The sequence below is a fragment of the Ensifer canadensis genome (assembly GCF_017488845.2).
In the GTDB taxonomy this organism is placed as follows: domain Bacteria; phylum Pseudomonadota; class Alphaproteobacteria; order Rhizobiales; family Rhizobiaceae; genus Ensifer; species Ensifer canadensis.
The window spans coordinates 485,079-503,286 of sequence record NZ_CP083370.1; the positions used below are offsets into that span (position 1 = coordinate 485,079).

An 18,208-nucleotide genomic window follows, 5' to 3' on the forward strand; every position below is an offset into this window, starting at 1 on the left:
AAATTCGACTGATCGCGCCGGAATTCTGGCAGTCATGCGCCAAACTTCTATGGTCGCAGATCAATATCGCCGGTGGTCGTCGCTCACCTTTCGGCAGATATCGGAGCGTCATCACTCCGGCTATGTATTTTAGTGGTTTATTGAGTTCTGCTTTACATTCATACAATATTGAGTGTTCTTGCCTATACTTGCTGAAGACGGGATGGAGCATTCTTCGTGGATATTCCATCCTGTTGATCTGGACGGTTCCCCATGTTTCTGCCACGGCGATTTCTCTCCGTTTCCCTGCTTTCCGTTTTGGTGATGGTCTGCCTTGTCGGGATCGAGCGCAGCCTGTTCGGCGTGCGCTATTTTTCGGAGCGGATGCCTGAGATCGAACCCTACAATCTTTGGCATGCATGGGTGTCGCTCAGTCTGTCGCTTGCGGCTATTCAGGGGTTCACGCGCGATGCGTCCTGGCTCGGCGCACCCGCGCTTCGGATGGCCTCACGCCGCGAACTGTGGATCTGCATCGCAATGCCGGTCTTTGCAGCCGCGGCGGCCCTTCTTTTCAGCGTCGATGCCGCGATCTTCAGCGCCCTGGCCCGCGAGGACAACATCTTCGAGTGGCTTTCCGCCCTGTTGATCTTTGCCTCAAGCGTGTTCTTCGCGCTGGCGGCCATGGGTCAATTGCGCGCGGCGCGGGGTGAGGCCGATCGCGTCGCATGGCTGGCGGCCGGTGCCGCGGCATCCTTCAGCCTTGTTCTGTTCATCGTCGGCATGGAAGAGATATCCTGGATGCAACGCGTGTTCGGCATTTCCACGCCCGACGCGTTGCTGGGCCTCAACAAGCAGCAGGAACTGAACCTGCACAACATCTCAACCGGTTTCACCGAGCTGCTCTATTATACCGGCAGCTTCGTGCTTTTGACGTTAGCGCCCTTTGTCTGGCTCTACCTTCGCAAGGGTTTCGCGCTCGGGCGGTTCGAAGCATTCACGCCGAGCGTTTTGGTGTTGGCGGCAAGCGCACCGATGGCGGCGTTCAACAGCGACAACTGGAGCATGCTGCCGACCCAGATGATGGTGATGATGACGATAATCATCCTGCTGGTGATCGCCGATCTCGCACTGCGGGGCGGCTTATGGCGGGAATTCACAGTGCTCACCGCCGGCGCGATCCTGATCGTCGCGATCCAGGAACTGTTCGTGCTGCAGGCGCAGGAACTCGTGCGCATCTGGGATCCGACCGAATACAAGGAACTCTTCATTGCGGTTGGTCTCGCCATCTATGGCTATGAGACCTGGTCGCGGCTGCGCTCGTTGGCGCCGGCCACCGAGTTGCTGGTCGGTCGCCGATCGACGGCCGGATAAACGAAAACCCCGCCGAAGGGGCGGGGTTCCACTGCCGTGTCGCTTGGCGCAACAGCTATCCTCAATGGCTTTCGCGCAGAACCTCGCTGCCGCTTCCGCCAACGAGGAAATCCAGGTCGGCGCCCTTGTCCGCCTGCAGCACCGTATCCTGATAGAGCTTGTAGTAGCCGCGTGTCCATTTCTGCTCCGGCGGCTGCCAGGCGGCCATGCGGGCTGCAAACTCTTCCTCGCTGATCATCAGGTTGAGTTCGCCCTTCATCGCGTCGAGCCGGATGCGGTCACCGGTTCTGACGATCGCCAACGGCCCGCCGGCGTTCGATTCCGGGCTGACATGCAGCACGACGGTTCCAAACGCCGTACCCGACATGCGGGCGTCCGAAACGCGCACCATGTCGCGCACGCCCTTTTCGACCAGCCGGCGCGGGATCGGCATGTTGCCGACTTCCGCCATGCCGGGATACCCCTTGGGACCGCAGCCCTTGAGCACCAGGATGGTGTCTTCGGTCACCGGCAGATCCGGATCGTCGATCTTGGCCTTCAGGTCCTCGATCGTCTCGAAGACATAGGCCGGGCCCTCATGCGCCAGCAGATGTTCGCTGGCGGCAGACGGCTTGATGACCGCGCCGTTCGGCGCAAGGTTGCCTTTGAGCACGCGAATGCCGGCTGCCGCACGCAGCGGATTGTCGAGTGGGCGGATGACGTCGTCGTTGAAGACCTCGGCGTCTTCCCAATATCGGCTGATCGGCATGCCGAAGACCGTTGGCGCATCCGCATGCAGCAGATGCTGGATGCGGTTCATGACGGCTGGCAGGCCGCCGGCATAGGCGAGATCCTCGATCAGATACTTGCCTGAAGGCATGCAGTTGACGATGCACGGCACCTGACCGCCGACGCGGTCGAAGTCCTCGAGACAGAGATCGACGCCGGCACGGCCGGCGATCGCCAGCATATGCACGACCGCATTGGTCGATCCGCCGACGGCGGCGTTGGCAATGATCCCGTTTTCGAAATTCTTCTTGGTCAGGATCTTCGACAGGCGCAGATCCTCATGCACCATCTCGACGATGCGCTTGCCCGTCATGTGCGACAGCGCCATTCGGCGCGCATCGACGGCGGGGAGTGCGGCATTCATCGGCAGCGACAGGCCCATCGCCTCGACGATCGACGCCATGGTGGTGGCCGTGCCCATGGTCATGCAGACGCCGGGCGAACGCGACATGCCGCTCTCGGCCGCCATGAACTCCTGAACGCTCATCTCGCCGGCGCGCACCGCTTCTGAAAATTTCCAGACGTCGGTGCCGGAGCCGATGTCCTTGCCCTTCCATTTGCCGTTCAGCATCGGCCCGGAGGAAACGACGATCGTCGGCAGGTCCACCGAAGCCGCGCCCATCAGCTGGCCGGGTGTCGTCTTGTCGCAGCCGCCAAGCAGCACGACGCCGTCGATGCCATAGGCGCGGATTGCCTCCTCGACGTCCATGGCGAGCAGGTTGCGAAACAACATCGCCGTCGGCCGCATCTGCGTTTCGCCAAGCGAGGACACCGGAAACTCGACCGGAAAGCCGCCGGCCTCCCAGACGCCGCGCTTGACGCCCTCAGCCAGAATGCGCAGGTGGCTGTTGCATGGGGTCAGTTCCGACCAGGTGTTGCAGATGCCGATGATCGGGCGCCCGTCGAAGACATGGTCCGGAAATCCCTGGTTCTTCATCCAGGAGCGATGGATGAAACCATCCTTGTGGGTGCCGCCATACCAGTGCCGACTGCGCAGTTCTTTCTTCTTGTCGCTCATTCAAGCTTCCTCCTCACCATGCGATTGATCGCGTGGATGAATTGTATGACTTTTTATTGGCGCTTCGCTACTGCATGTTTCTTTAAAATCCCATTCGATTTAAGGAAAAAACATGCAGCACTTCAAAGTGCTACAGCGACCTTTGCGCGTCTAATAAGACGCGCGGTGCTGTAGGGTTTCCGATCAGAGGCGGAAGGACGGCTCGAACCGGCCGTTGACGCTGACGCCGAGTTCGAAGGTCTTGCCGGCATGCGGATCAGCTGCGCGCGCCGCTTCGTCCAGATCCTGCCAGGCCGACGTCACCAGCATGCGGTCGGCCTTCGCCCCGATGAAGGCCGTGCAGCTCGGCTGCGTCGTCGGCATCGCATAGCGCGTGAGACGCACGCCGTCGGGCCTATAGACGTCGACCGTGCCGCTGCCCCAGCGGGCATTCCAGATCAAGCCGTCGGCGTCGCAGACCGAGCCATCGATGCCGCCGGCCTCGCCGCTGCTGTCGACGAGCAGGCTGGGCTCGCCCGTTGGCAATCCCGTCTCGGCATCGATGTCGACGCGCATCAGGTGGTTGACATCGGTGTCGACGAAATAGGCAACGGTTCCGTCAGGCGAAAAGCAGATGCTGTTGGGAATGGTGATCCGGTCATAGAGCCTAGTCACCTGCGTGCCGGCGACGTGATAGATCGCGCCCGCTCCCTTTTCGGCGCTGCGCCCCATGGTGCCGATCCACAGCGAACCGGACGCATGAACGCGGCCGTCGTTCGAGCGGTTGCCGGGCTTGTCCTCCAGCGTCGTCACGAGGCTGAACGCGCCCGTCTGCGTATCTCTCAGGAACAGCCCCTGGTCGGAAACGATCAGTTGCCGGAGCGGATCGATGACGGCAAGGACGCTGCCGAGGAACGGAAGCGCATGCACGGCCTTGCGGCCGGTTTCGAGGTGCAGTTCGTGCAGTTCCTGGCCCTTGATGTTGAACCACCAGGCGGTGCCGCTGCCGGGGTCGTAGGTTGGGCCTTCCCCGAGGATCGAGGTCGCTCCGCAAAGGATGCTGCCGGCAAAAGGAATACTATCGCTCATCATCGTGCTCCGTAGACGGCGTCGTAGGCCTTGACTGTCGCGACGGCGCGCTTGCCGACGTCGGAGGCACTCATTCCGGGCTTGTAGAGGCTCGATCCGAGCCCGAAGCTTCTGATGCCGATCTTGGCATAGTCGGCGAAATTCTCCTCCGACACGCCGCCGACGGCTGCCACTTCGACATCGGTCGGCAGCACGGTGCGGATCGCGGCGATCCCGGAAGGGCCGAGCACGCTTGCCGGGAAGAATTTGAGGCCGGTTGCGCCTGCCGCAGCGGCCGCGAGCGCCTCCGTCGGGGTGAAGACGCCGGGCATGGTCACCATGCCCTTTTGCGCCGCCAGCCGGATCACTGCCGGCTCGACATTGGGGCTGACCATCAGCCGTCCGCCGACATCGGCAAGCTGTTCGACCTGCGCGGTCGTCAGCACCGTGCCGGCGCCGATCAGGCAGCCCTGCGGCGCCATCTTTACCGCGGTTTCGATCGACCGGAACGGGTCCGGCGAATTGAGCGGGATCTCGATCGCGGTGAAGCCCGCCTCGATCAGCGTGCCGACGACGCCTTCGGTTTCCTCGGGCTTGAGGCCGCGCAGGATGGCGACCAGCGGGTATTTCATCGGCGGAAAGGGGATACGGTTCATATCAGCAGTCTTTCGGTCAGAGGGGCCAGATTGCCTGTGCGGCAGTCGAAAGGCCGGCGCGCACGGCCTCGTCGGCGTCGACGATCCGGGGGCTAAGATTGAGGCTTGCAAGTGCTTCGCGATAGAGCGCACCGAGAGAGCCGGAGGCGACGAGGCAGACGCTATCGACGGTTCCGGCCGCTGCCAGGGCGCCGGCGATCTCAAGCCCGATCAGCGTACCCGACAGCGTCGCCTTGGCGTCCGTCGCCGTCGTGCCGTGCAGCAATTGCCCGGCCCGCACGCCGAACGGCAGGTTGGTGGCGAGCGCCGGGTCGGCGTAGGCCGCCGCGACGGCGGCGAGGAACGCGGGATGGTCGCGGGAAAAAACCTGCGCATCCGCGACCGAATGGCTGAGAATGGAATGCCTGGCGATCACGTCGAACAATTCGCCGGTCATGAAGGTCGAGAAACCGGTGACCTTGCCGCCGTCGAGCCGCACCCATTTGCTGTGGGTTCCGGGCATGCAGACGAGGTGCCGGCCGTCGCCAAGCCTGGCTGCAGCGCCGAGCAGCTGGGTCTCTTCGCCACGCATGACGTCGGGATGCTGCTGATCGCGCTGGGCAAGACCCGGCAGAATGCGGATGTCGCGGCCGACATCGGGCACCGCGACGGCGCTTGCCGCAATTCTCGAGAGGACGGCGGGCGTATCGAGGTAGCCGGCCTCCAGCCAGCCCTGCTTGGCGCCCGCCATGCCGCAGATGATGACGGGCAGGTGCGTCGGTGCGGCCACCGCCGCCAGATGTGCTTCCAGCACGGTTGAAAAGCCGGTCTTGGCGGCCGTGGTCATGCCTTCGCCGCTGCGCCGCTCTGCAAGCACCGCGCCGTCTTCGGCAATGATCCAGAGCCGAAAGCTCGTGGTTCCCCAGTCGACTGCGGCATAATAGGCTGCGGTCATCAAAGTGCGCCTCCGTCAATGATCATCGTTTGGGCCGTCATGCCCATGGAACTGTTGGACGCCAGGTAAAGGCATGGGCCGACGAGGTCCTCGGCGGTCAGGCTTCGCTTCAGGCATTGTTTCTCCAGCATCGCTGCAATCGCCGTTTCGTCGAGCCAGAGTTTCTTTTGGCGCTCGGTAACGATCATGCCGGGTAGGATCGCATTGACGCGGATATTGTCGGGGCCAAGCTTGCCGGCAAGCGACTTCGTCAATCCGATGATGCCCGCCTTGGCCGTCGCATAGGCGGGGATTTCCGCCATGTTGAGCAGGAAGGCGATCGACGAGAAGTTGACGATCGATCCGCCGCCGGCCCGGCGCATATGCGGCGCTATCGCCTGGCTCATGAAGAACAGGTGCCTGAGATTGACGGCCTGGCTTTCGTCCCAGCTCTCTTCGGTGACGCTTTCGAGCGGCTGCCGGTCGTCGCGTGCGGCATTGTTGACGAGCACGTGGATCGCGCCAAGTGTCGCCGCGGCCGTTTCGGCGGCTGTCCTCAATGCCTCGATATCGCGCAGGTCGGCATGAATGAAGAGCGGCCTATATCCGGCCTCGACAGAAAGCCTGTCGGCGAGCTCCCGGCTTGCCGCCTCGTCGATGTCGACGAAGGCGACGTGCGCCCCTTGACGAACGAAACCTTCGACGAGTGCCGCACCGATGCCGGCGCCACCGCCGGTGACAAGGATACAGCGATCCCTCAGGTCGTGAAATTGGGCCGCAGGCAACGGCATCGGTCGGGCACTCCCCATTCGCGCCGTCCCGGCACGCTTGCAGGTTTCTTTGTTCCAATATGTGGAACGTGATTTTATTATATGGAATTATCGGGCGACGGCGGTTATCTTGTCAAGATAGGATGGCGGACCTTGGACCTTGATGGGACCGGAATGATGCGAGCGACATGAGCGAAGACCTGGCAGTGTTTGAGGATGGTGAGGTGGCGGGTACCGGCACGCTCGGCAAGGCCATGGCCGTTCTTGAGGCCGTTGTGATGGCGGATGGGCCGCAGCGTTTCACCGACATCCTTGCCCGATCCGGCCAGCCGCGCGGAACCTTGCATCGGCTGCTCAGCCATCTCGTCGAGGAAGGGCTGCTCGTGCAGCGGCGCGATCTCTGCTACGAGCCGGGCCTGCGCCTGCTCACACTTGCCTATCGCTCCTGGTCCAGCAATCGCTTCCGCGACGTTGCTGAACCGCATCTTCGCAGCCTGCACGAGTTGACGGGTGAGACTGTGCATCTCGGCATCCTCAGGGAAACCGAGATCGTCTATGTCGACAAGGTCGAAAGCCGGCAGACGGTGCGCATGAGTTCGCAGATCGGCAAGGCCTCTCCCGTCTATTGCACCGGCATCGGCAAGGCGGCGCTGTCGCTGTTGCCGCAACCGGAACTGGAGCGGCTTGTTGCAAAAATGGCGTTCCACGCGTTCACCCCGCATACGCATCGCTCGGCCGAAACGTTGCTGGCGGAGATTGCGGACATTCGCCGCGACGGACGCGCTTTCGATCGGGAAGAACATGAGATAGAGATCCGTTGCGTGGCTGCGCCGATCCGTGTTTCGGGTAGCGATCTGACGGCTGGAATCTCGGTTACGGGACCGGCCTATCGGGTGAGCATGGAGCAACTGGCCGCCTGGTCGGGGGCGGTACGGACGGCGGCGGCGGCGATCGGGGAGGAGGCCGCGATTCGCCTCGGTCCGGGCCGCGGTGGACCTTGAGTTCACTTTACGGTAAATTAGAAACTTCGACTGGACGTAGTGTTCCAAGCTCGATAACGTTAATATATCAGACTCGCTTCGCGGTTCCCGCGGACAGAGTTGATTATGACATTGATAGAAATTTTGACGTGATCTTCATGCGGCGTCAGCGGCCGTGCTCCTCCCCGGAGCTGGATGTGGAGAAGGGCGGAAGATGATAGATTTCAGCGCGAATATGGCGTCATTGATGCTTCCTGACGGACGGTCCGTGAGGGGGCCGATTTGTTGCGAGGACGATATCAGACGGGTGATCGGCCAGGTTGCGGAGGCCTACGGCTTCCGTGGTTTCCTTGTGCTCGCCGTTCCGGATACCGGCTGTAACAGCCTTGAGGACAACGCCATCATGACGACCTATCCGGTCGAGTTCCTGAAAGGCTACGACAGCGCTGGCCTGATCAATGGCAGCCCTGTGATCCAGCGTCTGCGCCGCAGCACCATACCGTTTACCTATGATGCCCATCAACTGGCGCGCCGCCGCGCCGATGGCAAGGGCGACGCGGCCATCTGCGTCTTTGAGCAGGCGGGCATGCCGCGCGGCATCTATCTGCCGGTGCACGACGCTGGCGGCCACCGGGCTGCGATTGCCTTTGGCGGCGACCGCCCTGTGGTGTCGAACGACGAGATGCAGGAACTCAATCTGTGGGCCGGTATTCTGTTCAGCAAGCTGGCCGAGGTGCGTGAGCGCGGGCGACGCGGCTCGGGAAGCCTGTCGCGCCGCGAGGTCGAATGCCTGCGCTGGGCCGCCGCCGGCAAGACCACGAGCGAGATGGCGCGCATCCTGGCGCTATCGGAGTATACGGTGAACCACTATCTCAACCGGGCGACGCGAAAGCTGGATTCGGTCAATCGCGTGCAAACGGTCGTCAAGGCCATGCGTGCCGGTTTGATCAACTGAGAATTGGCACATCCTGCACATCAAAGCTGGATGCTGCGGCATGGCGCAGGTCGCTTGTAGGGAAATACACAGGCTTTTGGGCGCGTAGGGCAGGGAATCTCGATCATCTGTTGGCATTGGCCTGCAGGTCGGTCTATTTGATAGTTGATGAATGCCATGGAACGCGCGAATGCAGGATACGATGACCACCGGGACGACTGACGCAGATCTGCCCCGGGGCGGTGATTTCGCGTCCGAGATCGCAAAACTGGAGACCCAGTTCGACATCATCCGCTATATGCGGCGGATCACGCAGATGTTCGGCTTCAAAACCTTTCTCATCTGTTCGATCCCTTCCATTGATGTCGAGCGCCTGGCGGCAACCACGGTCATTTCCAATATGCCGGCAGAGCTGCTCAACAAATATGACAGCCTGTCGATGCTGCGCTTCAGCACCGGCGTCAAGCGGCTGCGGGAAACGACGACGCCGTTCCAGGTGACGCTCGATGCCTGGGAAGGCGAGGGCGGCAAGCCCGATTCAGCCCGGGAATACATTGCGATGCTGCGCGAGAACGCCATCTTCCAGGCCAGCTACTTCCCGGTGCATGACGCCGAAGGCGGCCGTGGCGCCGTCATCCTGATGGGGCCGGAAGCCGAACTGCCGATGACGGTGATCATGGAACTGCAGATGATCGCGATCCATGTCTACAACCGGTTGGCCGAGATCGGTTCCGTGTGGAAGAACAGCAGTGCGTCGCTGTCCGAGCGCGAGATCCAGTGCCTGAGCTGGACGGCGGCGGGAAAGACCAGCGCCGAGATTGCCGGCATTCTCGGCCTCTCCGAGCACACGGTGAACCACTACCTCAACCACGTCACCAAGAAGCTCGACGCGGTGAACCGGACGCAGGCCGTCGTCAAGGCGATGAAGAAGGGCTACATCAGCTAGCCGTCGTTCGGCGCGACGGGCCCGAAGCCTTTCGCCCCGTCTTCCGCGTGGGTCACAGCTGAAAGATGCACCGATCCTGTGCGGATTTGAGACCATTGCCCATAAACTGGGCAGATGCTCTCGGGGTCTCGGGCAACCAACGCCGCATCTAATCCACTGAAAATATTCGCTTTTTTGTTCTTCCTCGAATCTGGCACGCATCCTGCATTGCTAGATGCATGTCCAGAGGGGACTAAAAACAAGACAGCGCCCAAGAAGGTCGCGACAAAAAGGGCCGCCACCCAACCCCGTGTGATCCCTGGATCACGCTTGTGATTCCGGATGTACGGACACCAGGGTGAGTGGCGGCCCTGCTTTTTCCGTTATGTCGCATTGGCGAAGCGCCCTGCCTCGATTATCTAAGGGATAACAAACGTTATCCAAGAGATAGCAGAGAATGAGAGGGCGCGATGCCGGAAGTCACCAGAGACGTGGTTCTTGATAAGCTGCGAACGGTCCGCGGACCGGACATGGAAGGCAACATCGTCGAGCTTGGGCTCGTGTCGGATGTCTTCATTTCGGATGGCAAGGCCTATTTCTCGATCACCGTTCCGGCCGATCGGGCCAAGGAACTGGAGCCGATGCGCGCAGCCGCAGAGCGCGTGGTGCGGGAAATCCCGGGAATCAGCGCGGCGATGGTCGCTCTGACGGCCGACCGCAAGGCAGCACCAGCGGCAGCCCCGGTACAGCGTCCGCAACCGGCCGGCGCCCATGCCGGTCATGCCCATGGCCAGCGTCCGGCCGGCGGCGCGCCCGCCAAGGCAGGCATTCCCGGCGTTGGCGCAATCATCGCCGTCGCCTCCGGCAAGGGCGGCGTCGGCAAATCCACCACATCGGTCAATCTGGCGCTGGCGCTGAAGGCCAACGGCCTGAAAGTCGGCCTGCTCGACGCCGACATCTATGGCCCGTCGATGCCGCGCCTCCTGAAGATTTCCGGCCGGCCGCAGCAGATCGAGGGCCGGATGATCCGCCCGATGGAAAACTACGGCCTCAAGGTCATGTCCATGGGCTTCCTCGTTGACGAGGAAGTGGCGATGATCTGGCGCGGCCCGATGATCCAGTCGGCGCTGTTGCAGATGCTGCGCGAAGTCGCCTGGGGTGATCTCGATGTGCTGGTTGTCGATATGCCGCCAGGCACCGGCGACGCGCAATTGACCATGGCACAGCAAGTTCCACTCGCCGGCGCGGTGATCGTCTCGACGCCGCAGGACCTGGCGCTCATCGATGCCCGAAAAGGGCTGGCGATGTTCCGCAAGGTTGAAGTGCCGGTGCTCGGCATCATCGAGAACATGAGCTATTTCGTCGCGCCGGACACCGGCAAGCGCTACGACATTTTCGGCCATGGCGGCGCGCGCAAGGAGGCCGAGCGCATCGGCGTACCCTTCCTCGGCGAAGTGCCGTTGACCATGGGCATCCGCGAAACATCCGATGCGGGCACGCCTCTGGTCGTTTCCGATGCAGACGGCGAGATCGCCCGCATCTATCGCGACATCGCGACCAAGGTCTGGGCTGAGGTTTTGGCTGCCCGCGACGACAAGAGCCGTGCAATGCCGAGCATCGTCTTCGAATAGGCCTTCATCCAGCTTCGTCGGACGCCATCGTTGCGGTGGCAGCCCGACTTGGCGGTCGCCTGCTGCAGCCCCCTGGAATAGCGGCACAATTTTGTCCGCGCCCCGATTTCGATTCGGCGAAACATGCAGTAGGGTGACGCCGGAACAGTAGACGGCGCCTGTGTCATGTATCGAGGGGGCATTGATTTTGCGTCTGTATTGCGCCATATGCCGTGCCGCACTTGCGAAGGTGCCCAACTTAGCGCCCTCTCGCTGGAGATCTTGTCCTCCCGCGACGACCGAGTTGAGGATTTTGTCCTGACTGGCGGAACGCTTCATCCGATGGAATTCGATTGTGGGAATACTGTGGCGCCGATGCGGTTGCTCACTTTCGCTCGGGTTCGCACCTCTGCCCAGGGCCGCAGCTGCGGGAAGGGCGCCTGAATGATCACGGGCTATTGCTCCAACGGTGAGACTGTCACCCTGTCGGTGGCGGATGAGCTCGTTGCCCTGCGGCCAGATATCGTTTGGGTCGACCTCGTCGAGCCGAGCAAGGCCGAGGATCTGATGATGGAGAAGCTTCTGGGCATCTCGATCCCGACACGCGACGACCTGAAGGACATCGAGCCGTCGAGCCGGCTCTATACCGAGGCCGATGCCGTGTTCATGACGGCGTCGCTGGTCTATCGTTCGGAAACCGATATTCCCGATCTCACCGACGTTGCCTTCATCCTGCATGGCGGGCGTCTTGTGACCATTCGCTACGCCGAACCGCGTGCCTTCGCCCTCTTCAAGGCGGCAATGCATCGGATTCCGGGCGGCTGTCCGAACGGTGTGGTGATGCTGACCCGGTTGCTCGAAACGATTGCCGACCGCACTGCCGAAATTCTCGAGCAGGCCGTGGGCAAGATCGACGATCTGTCGCTGCAGGTCTTTGGCGACAAGGCAGTCGTCAAACGTCGTCCGCCGCATTTTCTGGAAGCGCGCCTGCGCGATGTCGCCGGCCATCACCGGCTGGTCGCCAAGACCCGCGATAGCCTCGCGTCGCTCTCGCGCCTGTTGACCTTCGTCTACACCGTTCCCGAGGTCCAGGCGGACAAGGACAGCCGCGAACTTTGCCGCTCGATCTCGCGCGACATCCAGACATTGTCGGAACATGCGTCGTTCATCTCCGGCAACATCACCTTCCTGCTCGACGCCTCTCTCGGCCTCATCAATGTCGAGCAGAATGCCATCATCAAGATTTTCTCGATCGCTTCGGTGGTATTGTTGCCGCCGACGCTGGTCGCTTCCGTCTACGGCATGAACTTTCGCGTCATGCCGGAACTCGAATGGCCGCTCGGCTATCCCTGGGCGCTGGCTGCCATGGTGATATCCGCCGTGATACCGTTTTTCTTCTTTCGCTGGAAAGGCTGGCTGTAACAGCCTGTAGGACACGCATGACCCAATCGCATGCCCCTTCCACACAAGGGTCGAAAGACCTGCGCCGGCTGCTCGTCCTCGGCCTCGGCTCCATCGGCGTCGTCTATGGCGATATCGGCACCAGCCCGCTCTACGCGTTTCGCGAAGCGCTGCGCCCGGTGTCCCACGACGGCGTCACCGATGTCGAAATCATCGGCCTGATCTCGCTGATGATCTGGACGCTGACGATCATCGTCACGATCAAATATGTGCTGTTTCTGCTGCGCGCCGACAACCAGGGGGAGGGCGGCACGCTCTCGCTGCTGGCGCTGCTGATGAAAACGGGGAATGGCCACACGGCCATCCTGTTCTTCATGGGCATTGCCGGTGCCGCGCTGTTCATCGGCGATGCGATGATCACGCCGGCTCTGTCAGTGCTTTCGGCCGTCGAGGGCTTGAAACTCGTGACCCCGGCGCTGTCGGACTATGTCGTTCCCATTGCCGTGGTCATCCTGCTCTTGATGTTTGCCGTGCAGTCCAAGGGCACGGCCGCGGTCTCCAACTTCTTCGGCCCGATCACGCTCGTCTGGTTCCTGGTCATGGGTGGCATCGGCCTTGTCCACATTTCCGACGACCTGTCGATCTTCAAGGCTTTCAATCCTTATTATGCCGTCAGCTTCATGTTCAATGAGGGCTATGTCGGCATCATCGTGCTCGGCGCCGTGTTCCTGACGGTGACCGGCGCAGAGGCGCTCTATGCGGACCTTGGCCATTTCGGCCGCCGGCCCATCCAGTGGGCATGGTTCCTGGTCGTCTTTCCGGCGCTGACGCTCAACTATCTCGGCCAGGGCGCGTTCATCCTGAAGAACCCCGAGGCGATGTCGGACCCGTTCTTCCTGATGTTCCCGAAATGGGCGCTGCTGCCGGTGGTCATCCTGGCGACGTTCGCGACGATCATTGCCAGCCAGGCGGTGATAACGGGCGCATTCTCATTGACGCGGCAGGCGATCCACCTCGGCTTCCTGCCGCGCATGGCGATCTTCCACACGTCGGAGACACACACGGGGCAGATCTATCTGCCCAACGTCAACACGCTGCTGATGTTCGGCGTCATGGCGCTGGTCTTCGTCTTCGGCTCGTCGGAATCGCTCGCCACCGCCTATGGCATCTCGGTCACCGGCGCGATAGTGGTCACGACAGTTCTCTCCTTCGAGTTCCTGCGTGCGCGCTGGAACTGGTCGGCGCTCTGGGCCGGCGCCGTGCTGCTGCCGCTGTTCGCGCTGGAATTCGTCTTCCTCGGCGCCAACATGCTGAAGATCCATGACGGCGGCTACGTGCCGGTGCTGATCGCCGCGACCTTCATCGTGATCATGTGGACCTGGAAACGCGGCACGGAAATTCTCCATGCCAAGACCCGCCATATCGACATTCCGCTGGCAAGCTTCGTCAAGTCGATCGAGCGCAAGAGCGAACATGCGCCGGTTTCGGTGCCCGGCACAGCGGTGTTCCTGACGAGCGACCCGGAATCGACGCCCGCGGCCCTGCTGCACAACATCAAGCACAATCACGTGCTGCATCAGCAGAATTTCATCCTGACGATCCGCACCGCCAATACGCCGAAAGTGCCAAAGGCCGAACGCGTCAGCGTGCAGCCGCTTTCCGAACGCTTCACCCTGCTCGAAATGCGCTTCGGTTTCATGGAGACGCAAAACGTCTCGCAGGCGCTGGGGCTCTTCCGCAAGTCGGGGCTGAAGTTCGACATCATGTCGACGTCGTTCTATCTCGGACGGCGCAAGCTGGTACCGGACGCCCAGTCCGGCATGCCGCATTGGCAGGACCGCCTGTTCATCGCGCTCGCCAATGCCGCGATCGACCCTTCCGACTACTTCCGCCTGCCGACCAACCGCGTCGTCGAACTCGGCTCGCACGTCATCATCTGACGATACCGGCTGCAAAGACGGCCGGCGGGCCGCAAGGCCCGCTCTTCCGGCCTTTCAGTGAAGACGCATTAACCAAACATCAAGGTTAATGCTTCATTTTCAAGGCTCGAACGAAGCATCGTCGGCACAGCGTCCGGCGGCTTCATTGTCCTAGCGTCCTGCGCGGAACCTGTCCGCTGGCTCATCGCCGGCGAGGGCAGAGCCGTGCCTTCGATCAGCGTTGCGTGGAGTCGGTTGGTGCGTAAGAGTAGCAAACTGCGTCGCGAATCTCGTGTTAACTTCTCCGCCTGGCTGGCTCCGGCACTCATTGGCCTTGCGGTGTATATCGGTTTCCCCACGGTCGCAGCCTATTCCGACCTTGCGACCTTCCTGTCCGGTATCAATCGTGGCGGTGAGCGCTGGCGGATGTACATGACGCCGTCGCCAGCGGGATCGATCCACGAAGTCGAGATGGTCTTTGCCGATCCGATCACGACGGGCGCGCTCGATGGCGGCGCCGGTATCGATCTTCCCGATGGCAGCCGCGTCGCTCTGACCGCAGAAAGCAAGCACGCCGGCACGCCGGATGAAGACCGCGTCAACCGCAAGGGCAAGAAGGGCCGTATCGTCGCCGTCACCCCTGTCACCCCACCCAAGGATTTTACCGCCGGTTCGATCCTGCAGCGCACGAGTTCGCTGACGGAGCCCGGCTTCGAGGGCGCCGAAAAAATGGTCTTCGCCAATCCGAAGATCAAAGGCAAGGAGATCGAGATCGCCACGGCCTTCTACAAGAAGAAGCCGCCGAAGACGGATCCCGGCGTCTCGCCGATGCTGGCCAAGCTTGTCACCAACGACAAGCCCGACATTCTTGCGACTGCCTATGTCCGGCCCGAGCCGGACTATGCGCGTGAATCGCCCTTCGATTCGATCCTGCGCGAGGACAAGAATGCCGGACGTTTCATTCCCGATATCTCTCCCGAGGACCACGCCTGGGCCGCGACCCCGCTACCGGCGGGCGTCTTCAGCAAGGAAGAGCAGACATGCCTCGCCGAAGGCATCTACTTCGAAGCGCGCAGCGAACCGCTGAAAGGCCAGGCGGCCGTCGCACAGGTGATTCTCAACCGGGTGCGCAATCCGACCTATCCGAAGACGATCTGCGGCGTCGTCTATCAGAACAAGGCATGGCGCAATCGCTGCCAGTTCTCATTCGCCTGCGACATGATCCGCGATTTGATCTATTCCCGCTCGCACTGGAAGGAAGCAAAGGAAGTTGCCATGGCGGTCACCGCCGGCAAGATCTGGCTGCCCGAAGTCGGCTCAGCAACACATTATCACGCAACCTATGTAAACCCGGCCTGGGCAAAGACGATGAAGCGTGTCGGCAAGATCGGCCTGCACGTCTTCTACCGGACCTACGGCGGCGGCTGGAGCTGACCAGTTCAGCTGCCGACCCCTTGCGCACAAGCACCGATCGCGGGCCGGAGATTCTGGCTCGCGATCTGCCGATTCCCGGCCTTGTCTGTCAGTATGATGGCGTCGAATGCTATCAAGTGGATGAAATCATTGAAAAATATTGTCCACGCCGAAGCGCTTTGCACGCCTTGACTATGCGGAAGCCTAAAACTATGTTGCGCGCGACTTCAAATGGGGCTGAAACGTGGCTTGAACAGCAGCCTTTTGTGTGGCCGAAATCATGGTCGTGACCGTGTGGGACAACAAGGGGAGAGCCACGTGACGGAGAAACCCGAAGAAAGTCTGGAAGCAAGGCTGAAGCAGCTCGGCGAAAAGATTGAGTCCAAGCGACCCAGTGAGCCGGATGGTGCTGAAGCCCGAGCCGCTGAAAGCCGCAAAGGCTATGCGGCGGCAATGAAGCTCTCCAGCGAGTTCATCGCTGGCAACGTGGTTGGGGCGTTTCTGGGCTATCTTTTGGACCACTTTGCGGGTACAGGGCCGTGGGGCATGATCATTTTCCTGCTCCTTGGCTTTTGCGCCGGTGTGTTGAATGTACTGCGTTCGGCGGGGATGGTGGCGACACTCGACTCGGTCAAGCGCAGTTCTGGGAATGACAAGACGGACGGAGATGACGCCTGAGGCGTCGCCCGGAAAACACGGTATCCGCTCTAAAGGCGGGCAGAACGAAAGAGAAGCGCGGTGTCAAACGATCCGACCCACCAGTTCCTGGTCAACAAGATTGTCCCGATCGAAATTGGCGGAATTGACTTTTCCTTCACCAATGCGTCGCTGTTCATGGTTGCGACCGTGGGTGCCGCTGCCGGTTTCCTTTATCTGACCACATCGCAGCGCGGGCTGATCCCGACGCGCATGCAGTCGGTTTCGGAAATGTCCTATGAATTCATCGCTTCGATGCTGCGCGAAGGCGCTGGCAGCGGCGGCATGAAGTTCTTCCCGATGGTTTTCTCGCTGTTCATGTTCATCCTGACGGCGAACCTGCTCGGCATGTTCCCTTACTTCTTCACCATCACCAGCCAGATCATCGTCACCTTCGCCTTGGCGCTGTTCGTCATCGGCACGGTGCTGTTTTATGGTTTCTACAAGCATGGCTTCGGCTTCCTGAAGCTCTTCGTGCCTCACGGCGTGCCGGGCATCCTGTTGCCGCTGGTCGTGTCGATCGAAATCATCTCGTTCCTTTCCCGTCCCATCAGCCTTTCGGTCCGTCTCTTCGCCAACATGTTGGCCGGCCACATCACGCTGAAGGTTTTCGCTGGCTTCGTCACCTCCCTGAGCGCCCTTGGCGCGCTCGGCATCGGTGGTGCGATCCTGCCGCTCATCATGACCGTCGCTATCACCGGTCTTGAATTCCTCGTCTGCTTCCTCCAGGCCTATGTCTTCGCGGTACTGACCTGCATGTACCTCAACGACGCTGTCCATCCCGGAAGCCACTAAGGAATACAGTCGCTTGCTTCCGGCCGGTCCTCCGTCGGAAGCGCAATCCTAAGCCGCAACACCATTCGAAGGAGTTCAATCATGGAAGCGGAAGCAGCAAAGTACATCGGCGCAGGTCTGGCTTGCCTCGGTATGGCCGGCACGGCTCTCGGCCTCGGCAACATCTTCGGCAGCTACCTCTCTGGCGCGCTGCGCAACCCGTCGGCTGCTGACGGCCAGTTCGGCCGCCTCGTATTCGGCTTCGCCGTTACGGAAGCTCTGGGCATCTTCTCGCTGCTCGTAGCCCTGCTCCTCCTCTTCGCCGTCTAATAACGGCTGGAGTTTCGGCCGCGACCTGTCAAAGGGTCGCGGCCGCGCATATTCTTGAGTGCACCTGGAGGTGAGCATGTTTGTGACCGCGGCCTATGCCCAGCAGTCAACCACCACTGAAGGCGCCGAAGCACACGATGCCGCTGCGGCCGGTGAGGTGCACACCGAAACGGGTGTGGCCCACGAAGGCGAGGCTGGCTCCGGCGTGTTCCCGCCCTTTGATTCGACCCATTTCGCATCGCAGCTGCTCTGGCTCGCGATCACGTTTGGCCTCTTCTATCTCTTGATGTCGAAGGTCATCATTCCGCGCATCGGCGGAATTCTTGAAACCCGTCACGACCGCATCGCTCAGGATCTCGACGAAGCGTCGCGCCTGAAGGGCGAAGCTGACGCTGCCATCGCATCCTATGAGCAGGATTTGGCAACTGCCAAGGCCAAGGGTCATCAGATTGCAGACGGCGCGCGCGAAGCTGCCAAGTCCAAGGCTGTCGCCGACCGCAACGCTGTCGAAGCCGATCTTTCCAAGAAGATCGCCGCTGCGGAAGACCGCATCGCCGACATCAAGGCCAAGGCACTCGCAGACGTCGGCGCTATCGCCGAGGAAACTGCAACGGCCGTCGTCAAGCAGCTCATTGGTGGCACCGTCACCAAGGCTGAGATCGTCGCTGCCGTCAAGGCATCGGCCGTTAACTGAGGAGCACTGA

17 protein-coding genes are annotated in these 18,208 nt (G+C 61.4%); 12 read left to right on the top strand and 5 right to left on the bottom strand.

What is annotated here, in order from left to right; genetic code table 11:
• Positions 1-252 precede the first annotated feature (252 nt).
• Positions 253-1,350: a hypothetical protein gene (locus J3R84_RS02325; protein WP_057224783.1), complete on the top strand. Its 1,098-nt coding sequence runs from the start codon at positions 253-255 to the stop codon at positions 1,348-1,350.
• 61 nt (positions 1,351-1,411) lie between these two features.
• Here the strand turns inward: J3R84_RS02325 and J3R84_RS02330 are convergent, their stop codons facing one another.
• The 5 genes from J3R84_RS02330 to J3R84_RS02350 form a co-directional block, all read right to left on the bottom strand.
• Positions 1,412-3,136, bottom strand: a complete 1,725-nt coding sequence (locus tag J3R84_RS02330; protein WP_025426085.1) for an IlvD/Edd family dehydratase — start codon at positions 3,134-3,136, stop codon at positions 1,412-1,414.
• A gap of 183 nt (positions 3,137-3,319) precedes the next feature.
• Complete coding sequence (locus J3R84_RS02335) at positions 3,320-4,204, bottom strand: SMP-30/gluconolactonase/LRE family protein (protein WP_025426086.1); 885 nt, start codon at positions 4,202-4,204, stop codon at positions 3,320-3,322.
• Positions 4,204-4,839 (bottom strand): 2-dehydro-3-deoxy-6-phosphogalactonate aldolase, encoded by a 636-nt coding sequence (locus J3R84_RS02340; RefSeq protein WP_025426087.1) that lies wholly within the window; start codon positions 4,837-4,839, stop codon positions 4,204-4,206. The genes J3R84_RS02335 and J3R84_RS02340 overlap by 1 nt, the downstream gene beginning before the upstream one ends.
• Before the next feature lie 16 nt (positions 4,840-4,855).
• Positions 4,856-5,776 (bottom strand): 2-dehydro-3-deoxygalactonokinase, encoded by a 921-nt coding sequence (locus J3R84_RS02345; RefSeq protein WP_025426088.1) that lies wholly within the window; start codon positions 5,774-5,776, stop codon positions 4,856-4,858.
• Positions 5,773-6,543 (bottom strand): SDR family NAD(P)-dependent oxidoreductase, encoded by a 771-nt coding sequence (locus tag J3R84_RS02350; protein WP_057211578.1) that lies wholly within the window; start codon positions 6,541-6,543, stop codon positions 5,773-5,775. The genes J3R84_RS02345 and J3R84_RS02350 overlap by 4 nt, the downstream gene beginning before the upstream one ends.
• Before the next feature lie 167 nt (positions 6,544-6,710).
• On the opposite strand from J3R84_RS02350, the gene J3R84_RS02355 reads away from it, so the two are divergent.
• The 11 genes from J3R84_RS02355 to J3R84_RS02405 all read left to right on the top strand — a co-directional run bounded on the left by J3R84_RS02355 (position 6,711) and on the right by J3R84_RS02405 (position 18,198).
• A complete protein-coding gene (locus J3R84_RS02355) occupies positions 6,711-7,523 on the top strand; it encodes an IclR family transcriptional regulator (RefSeq protein WP_203527644.1) in 813 nt (270 codons plus the stop codon).
• 193 nt (positions 7,524-7,716) lie between these two features.
• A complete protein-coding gene (locus J3R84_RS02360) occupies positions 7,717-8,457 on the top strand; it encodes a helix-turn-helix transcriptional regulator (RefSeq protein WP_025426091.1) in 741 nt (246 codons plus the stop codon).
• A gap of 169 nt (positions 8,458-8,626) precedes the next feature.
• Positions 8,627-9,382: a helix-turn-helix transcriptional regulator gene (locus tag J3R84_RS02365; protein ID WP_025426092.1), complete on the top strand. Its 756-nt coding sequence runs from the start codon at positions 8,627-8,629 to the stop codon at positions 9,380-9,382.
• Between the two features lie 449 nt (positions 9,383-9,831).
• The gene (gene apbC, locus J3R84_RS02370; protein WP_025426093.1) at positions 9,832-10,992 is read left to right on the top strand and encodes an iron-sulfur cluster carrier protein ApbC; all 1,161 of its coding nucleotides are present in this window, start codon (positions 9,832-9,834) and stop codon (positions 10,990-10,992) included.
• Positions 10,993-11,415: 423 nt separating this feature from the next.
• Positions 11,416-12,393: a magnesium transporter CorA family protein gene (locus tag J3R84_RS02375; RefSeq protein WP_025426095.1), complete on the top strand. Its 978-nt coding sequence runs from the start codon at positions 11,416-11,418 to the stop codon at positions 12,391-12,393.
• A gap of 17 nt (positions 12,394-12,410) precedes the next feature.
• Positions 12,411-14,312, top strand: coding sequence for a potassium transporter Kup (locus J3R84_RS02380; protein ID WP_203527643.1), 1,902 nt, complete (start codon positions 12,411-12,413; stop codon positions 14,310-14,312).
• A 237-nt stretch (positions 14,313-14,549) separates the two neighbouring features.
• Positions 14,550-15,725 carry a cell wall hydrolase gene (locus J3R84_RS02385; protein ID WP_203527641.1) on the top strand — a complete coding sequence of 392 codons (1,176 nt, stop codon included), beginning with the start codon at positions 14,550-14,552 and terminating at the stop codon, positions 15,723-15,725.
• A 297-nt stretch (positions 15,726-16,022) separates the two neighbouring features.
• Positions 16,023-16,382, top strand: a complete 360-nt coding sequence (locus J3R84_RS02390; protein WP_203527639.1) for an AtpZ/AtpI family protein — start codon at positions 16,023-16,025, stop codon at positions 16,380-16,382.
• 60 nt (positions 16,383-16,442) lie between these two features.
• On the top strand, positions 16,443-17,195 hold the full coding sequence (locus tag J3R84_RS02395) for a F0F1 ATP synthase subunit A (RefSeq protein ID WP_025426099.1): 753 nt from the start codon (positions 16,443-16,445) through the stop codon (positions 17,193-17,195).
• Positions 17,196-17,276: 81 nt separating this feature from the next.
• Positions 17,277-17,504 (top strand): F0F1 ATP synthase subunit C, encoded by a 228-nt coding sequence (locus tag J3R84_RS02400; protein WP_025426100.1) that lies wholly within the window; start codon positions 17,277-17,279, stop codon positions 17,502-17,504.
• Positions 17,505-17,580: 76 nt separating this feature from the next.
• Entirely contained in the window at positions 17,581-18,198 is a 618-nt protein-coding gene (locus tag J3R84_RS02405) for a F0F1 ATP synthase subunit B (protein WP_025426101.1), read from the top strand.
• Positions 18,199-18,208: the final 10 nt, after the last annotated feature.

What these genes read in the sequence shown, in the direction of transcription:
- J3R84_RS02325 (WP_057224783.1), top strand. Translation starts at nt 253, where the DNA reads ATGTTTCTGCCACGGCGATTTCTCTCCGTTTCCCTGCTTTCCGTTTTG.
- J3R84_RS02330 (WP_025426085.1), bottom strand. Translation starts at nt 3,136, where the DNA reads ATGAGCGACAAGAAGAAAGAACTGCGCAGTCGGCACTGGTATGGCGGC.
- J3R84_RS02335 (WP_025426086.1), bottom strand. Translation starts at nt 4,204, where the DNA reads ATGAGCGATAGTATTCCTTTTGCCGGCAGCATCCTTTGCGGAGCGACC.
- J3R84_RS02340 (WP_025426087.1), bottom strand. Translation starts at nt 4,839, where the DNA reads ATGAACCGTATCCCCTTTCCGCCGATGAAATACCCGCTGGTCGCCATC.
- J3R84_RS02350 (WP_057211578.1), bottom strand. Translation starts at nt 6,543, where the DNA reads ATGCCGTTGCCTGCGGCCCAATTTCACGACCTGAGGGATCGCTGTATC.
- J3R84_RS02355 (WP_203527644.1), top strand. Translation starts at nt 6,711, where the DNA reads ATGAGCGAAGACCTGGCAGTGTTTGAGGATGGTGAGGTGGCGGGTACC.
- J3R84_RS02360 (WP_025426091.1), top strand. Translation starts at nt 7,717, where the DNA reads ATGATAGATTTCAGCGCGAATATGGCGTCATTGATGCTTCCTGACGGA.
- J3R84_RS02365 (WP_025426092.1), top strand. Translation starts at nt 8,627, where the DNA reads ATGCAGGATACGATGACCACCGGGACGACTGACGCAGATCTGCCCCGG.
- apbC (WP_025426093.1), top strand. Translation starts at nt 9,832, where the DNA reads ATGCCGGAAGTCACCAGAGACGTGGTTCTTGATAAGCTGCGAACGGTC.
- J3R84_RS02375 (WP_025426095.1), top strand. Translation starts at nt 11,416, where the DNA reads ATGATCACGGGCTATTGCTCCAACGGTGAGACTGTCACCCTGTCGGTG.
- J3R84_RS02380 (WP_203527643.1), top strand. Translation starts at nt 12,411, where the DNA reads ATGACCCAATCGCATGCCCCTTCCACACAAGGGTCGAAAGACCTGCGC.
- J3R84_RS02400 (WP_025426100.1), top strand. Translation starts at nt 17,277, where the DNA reads ATGGAAGCGGAAGCAGCAAAGTACATCGGCGCAGGTCTGGCTTGCCTC.
- J3R84_RS02405 (WP_025426101.1), top strand. Translation starts at nt 17,581, where the DNA reads ATGTTTGTGACCGCGGCCTATGCCCAGCAGTCAACCACCACTGAAGGC.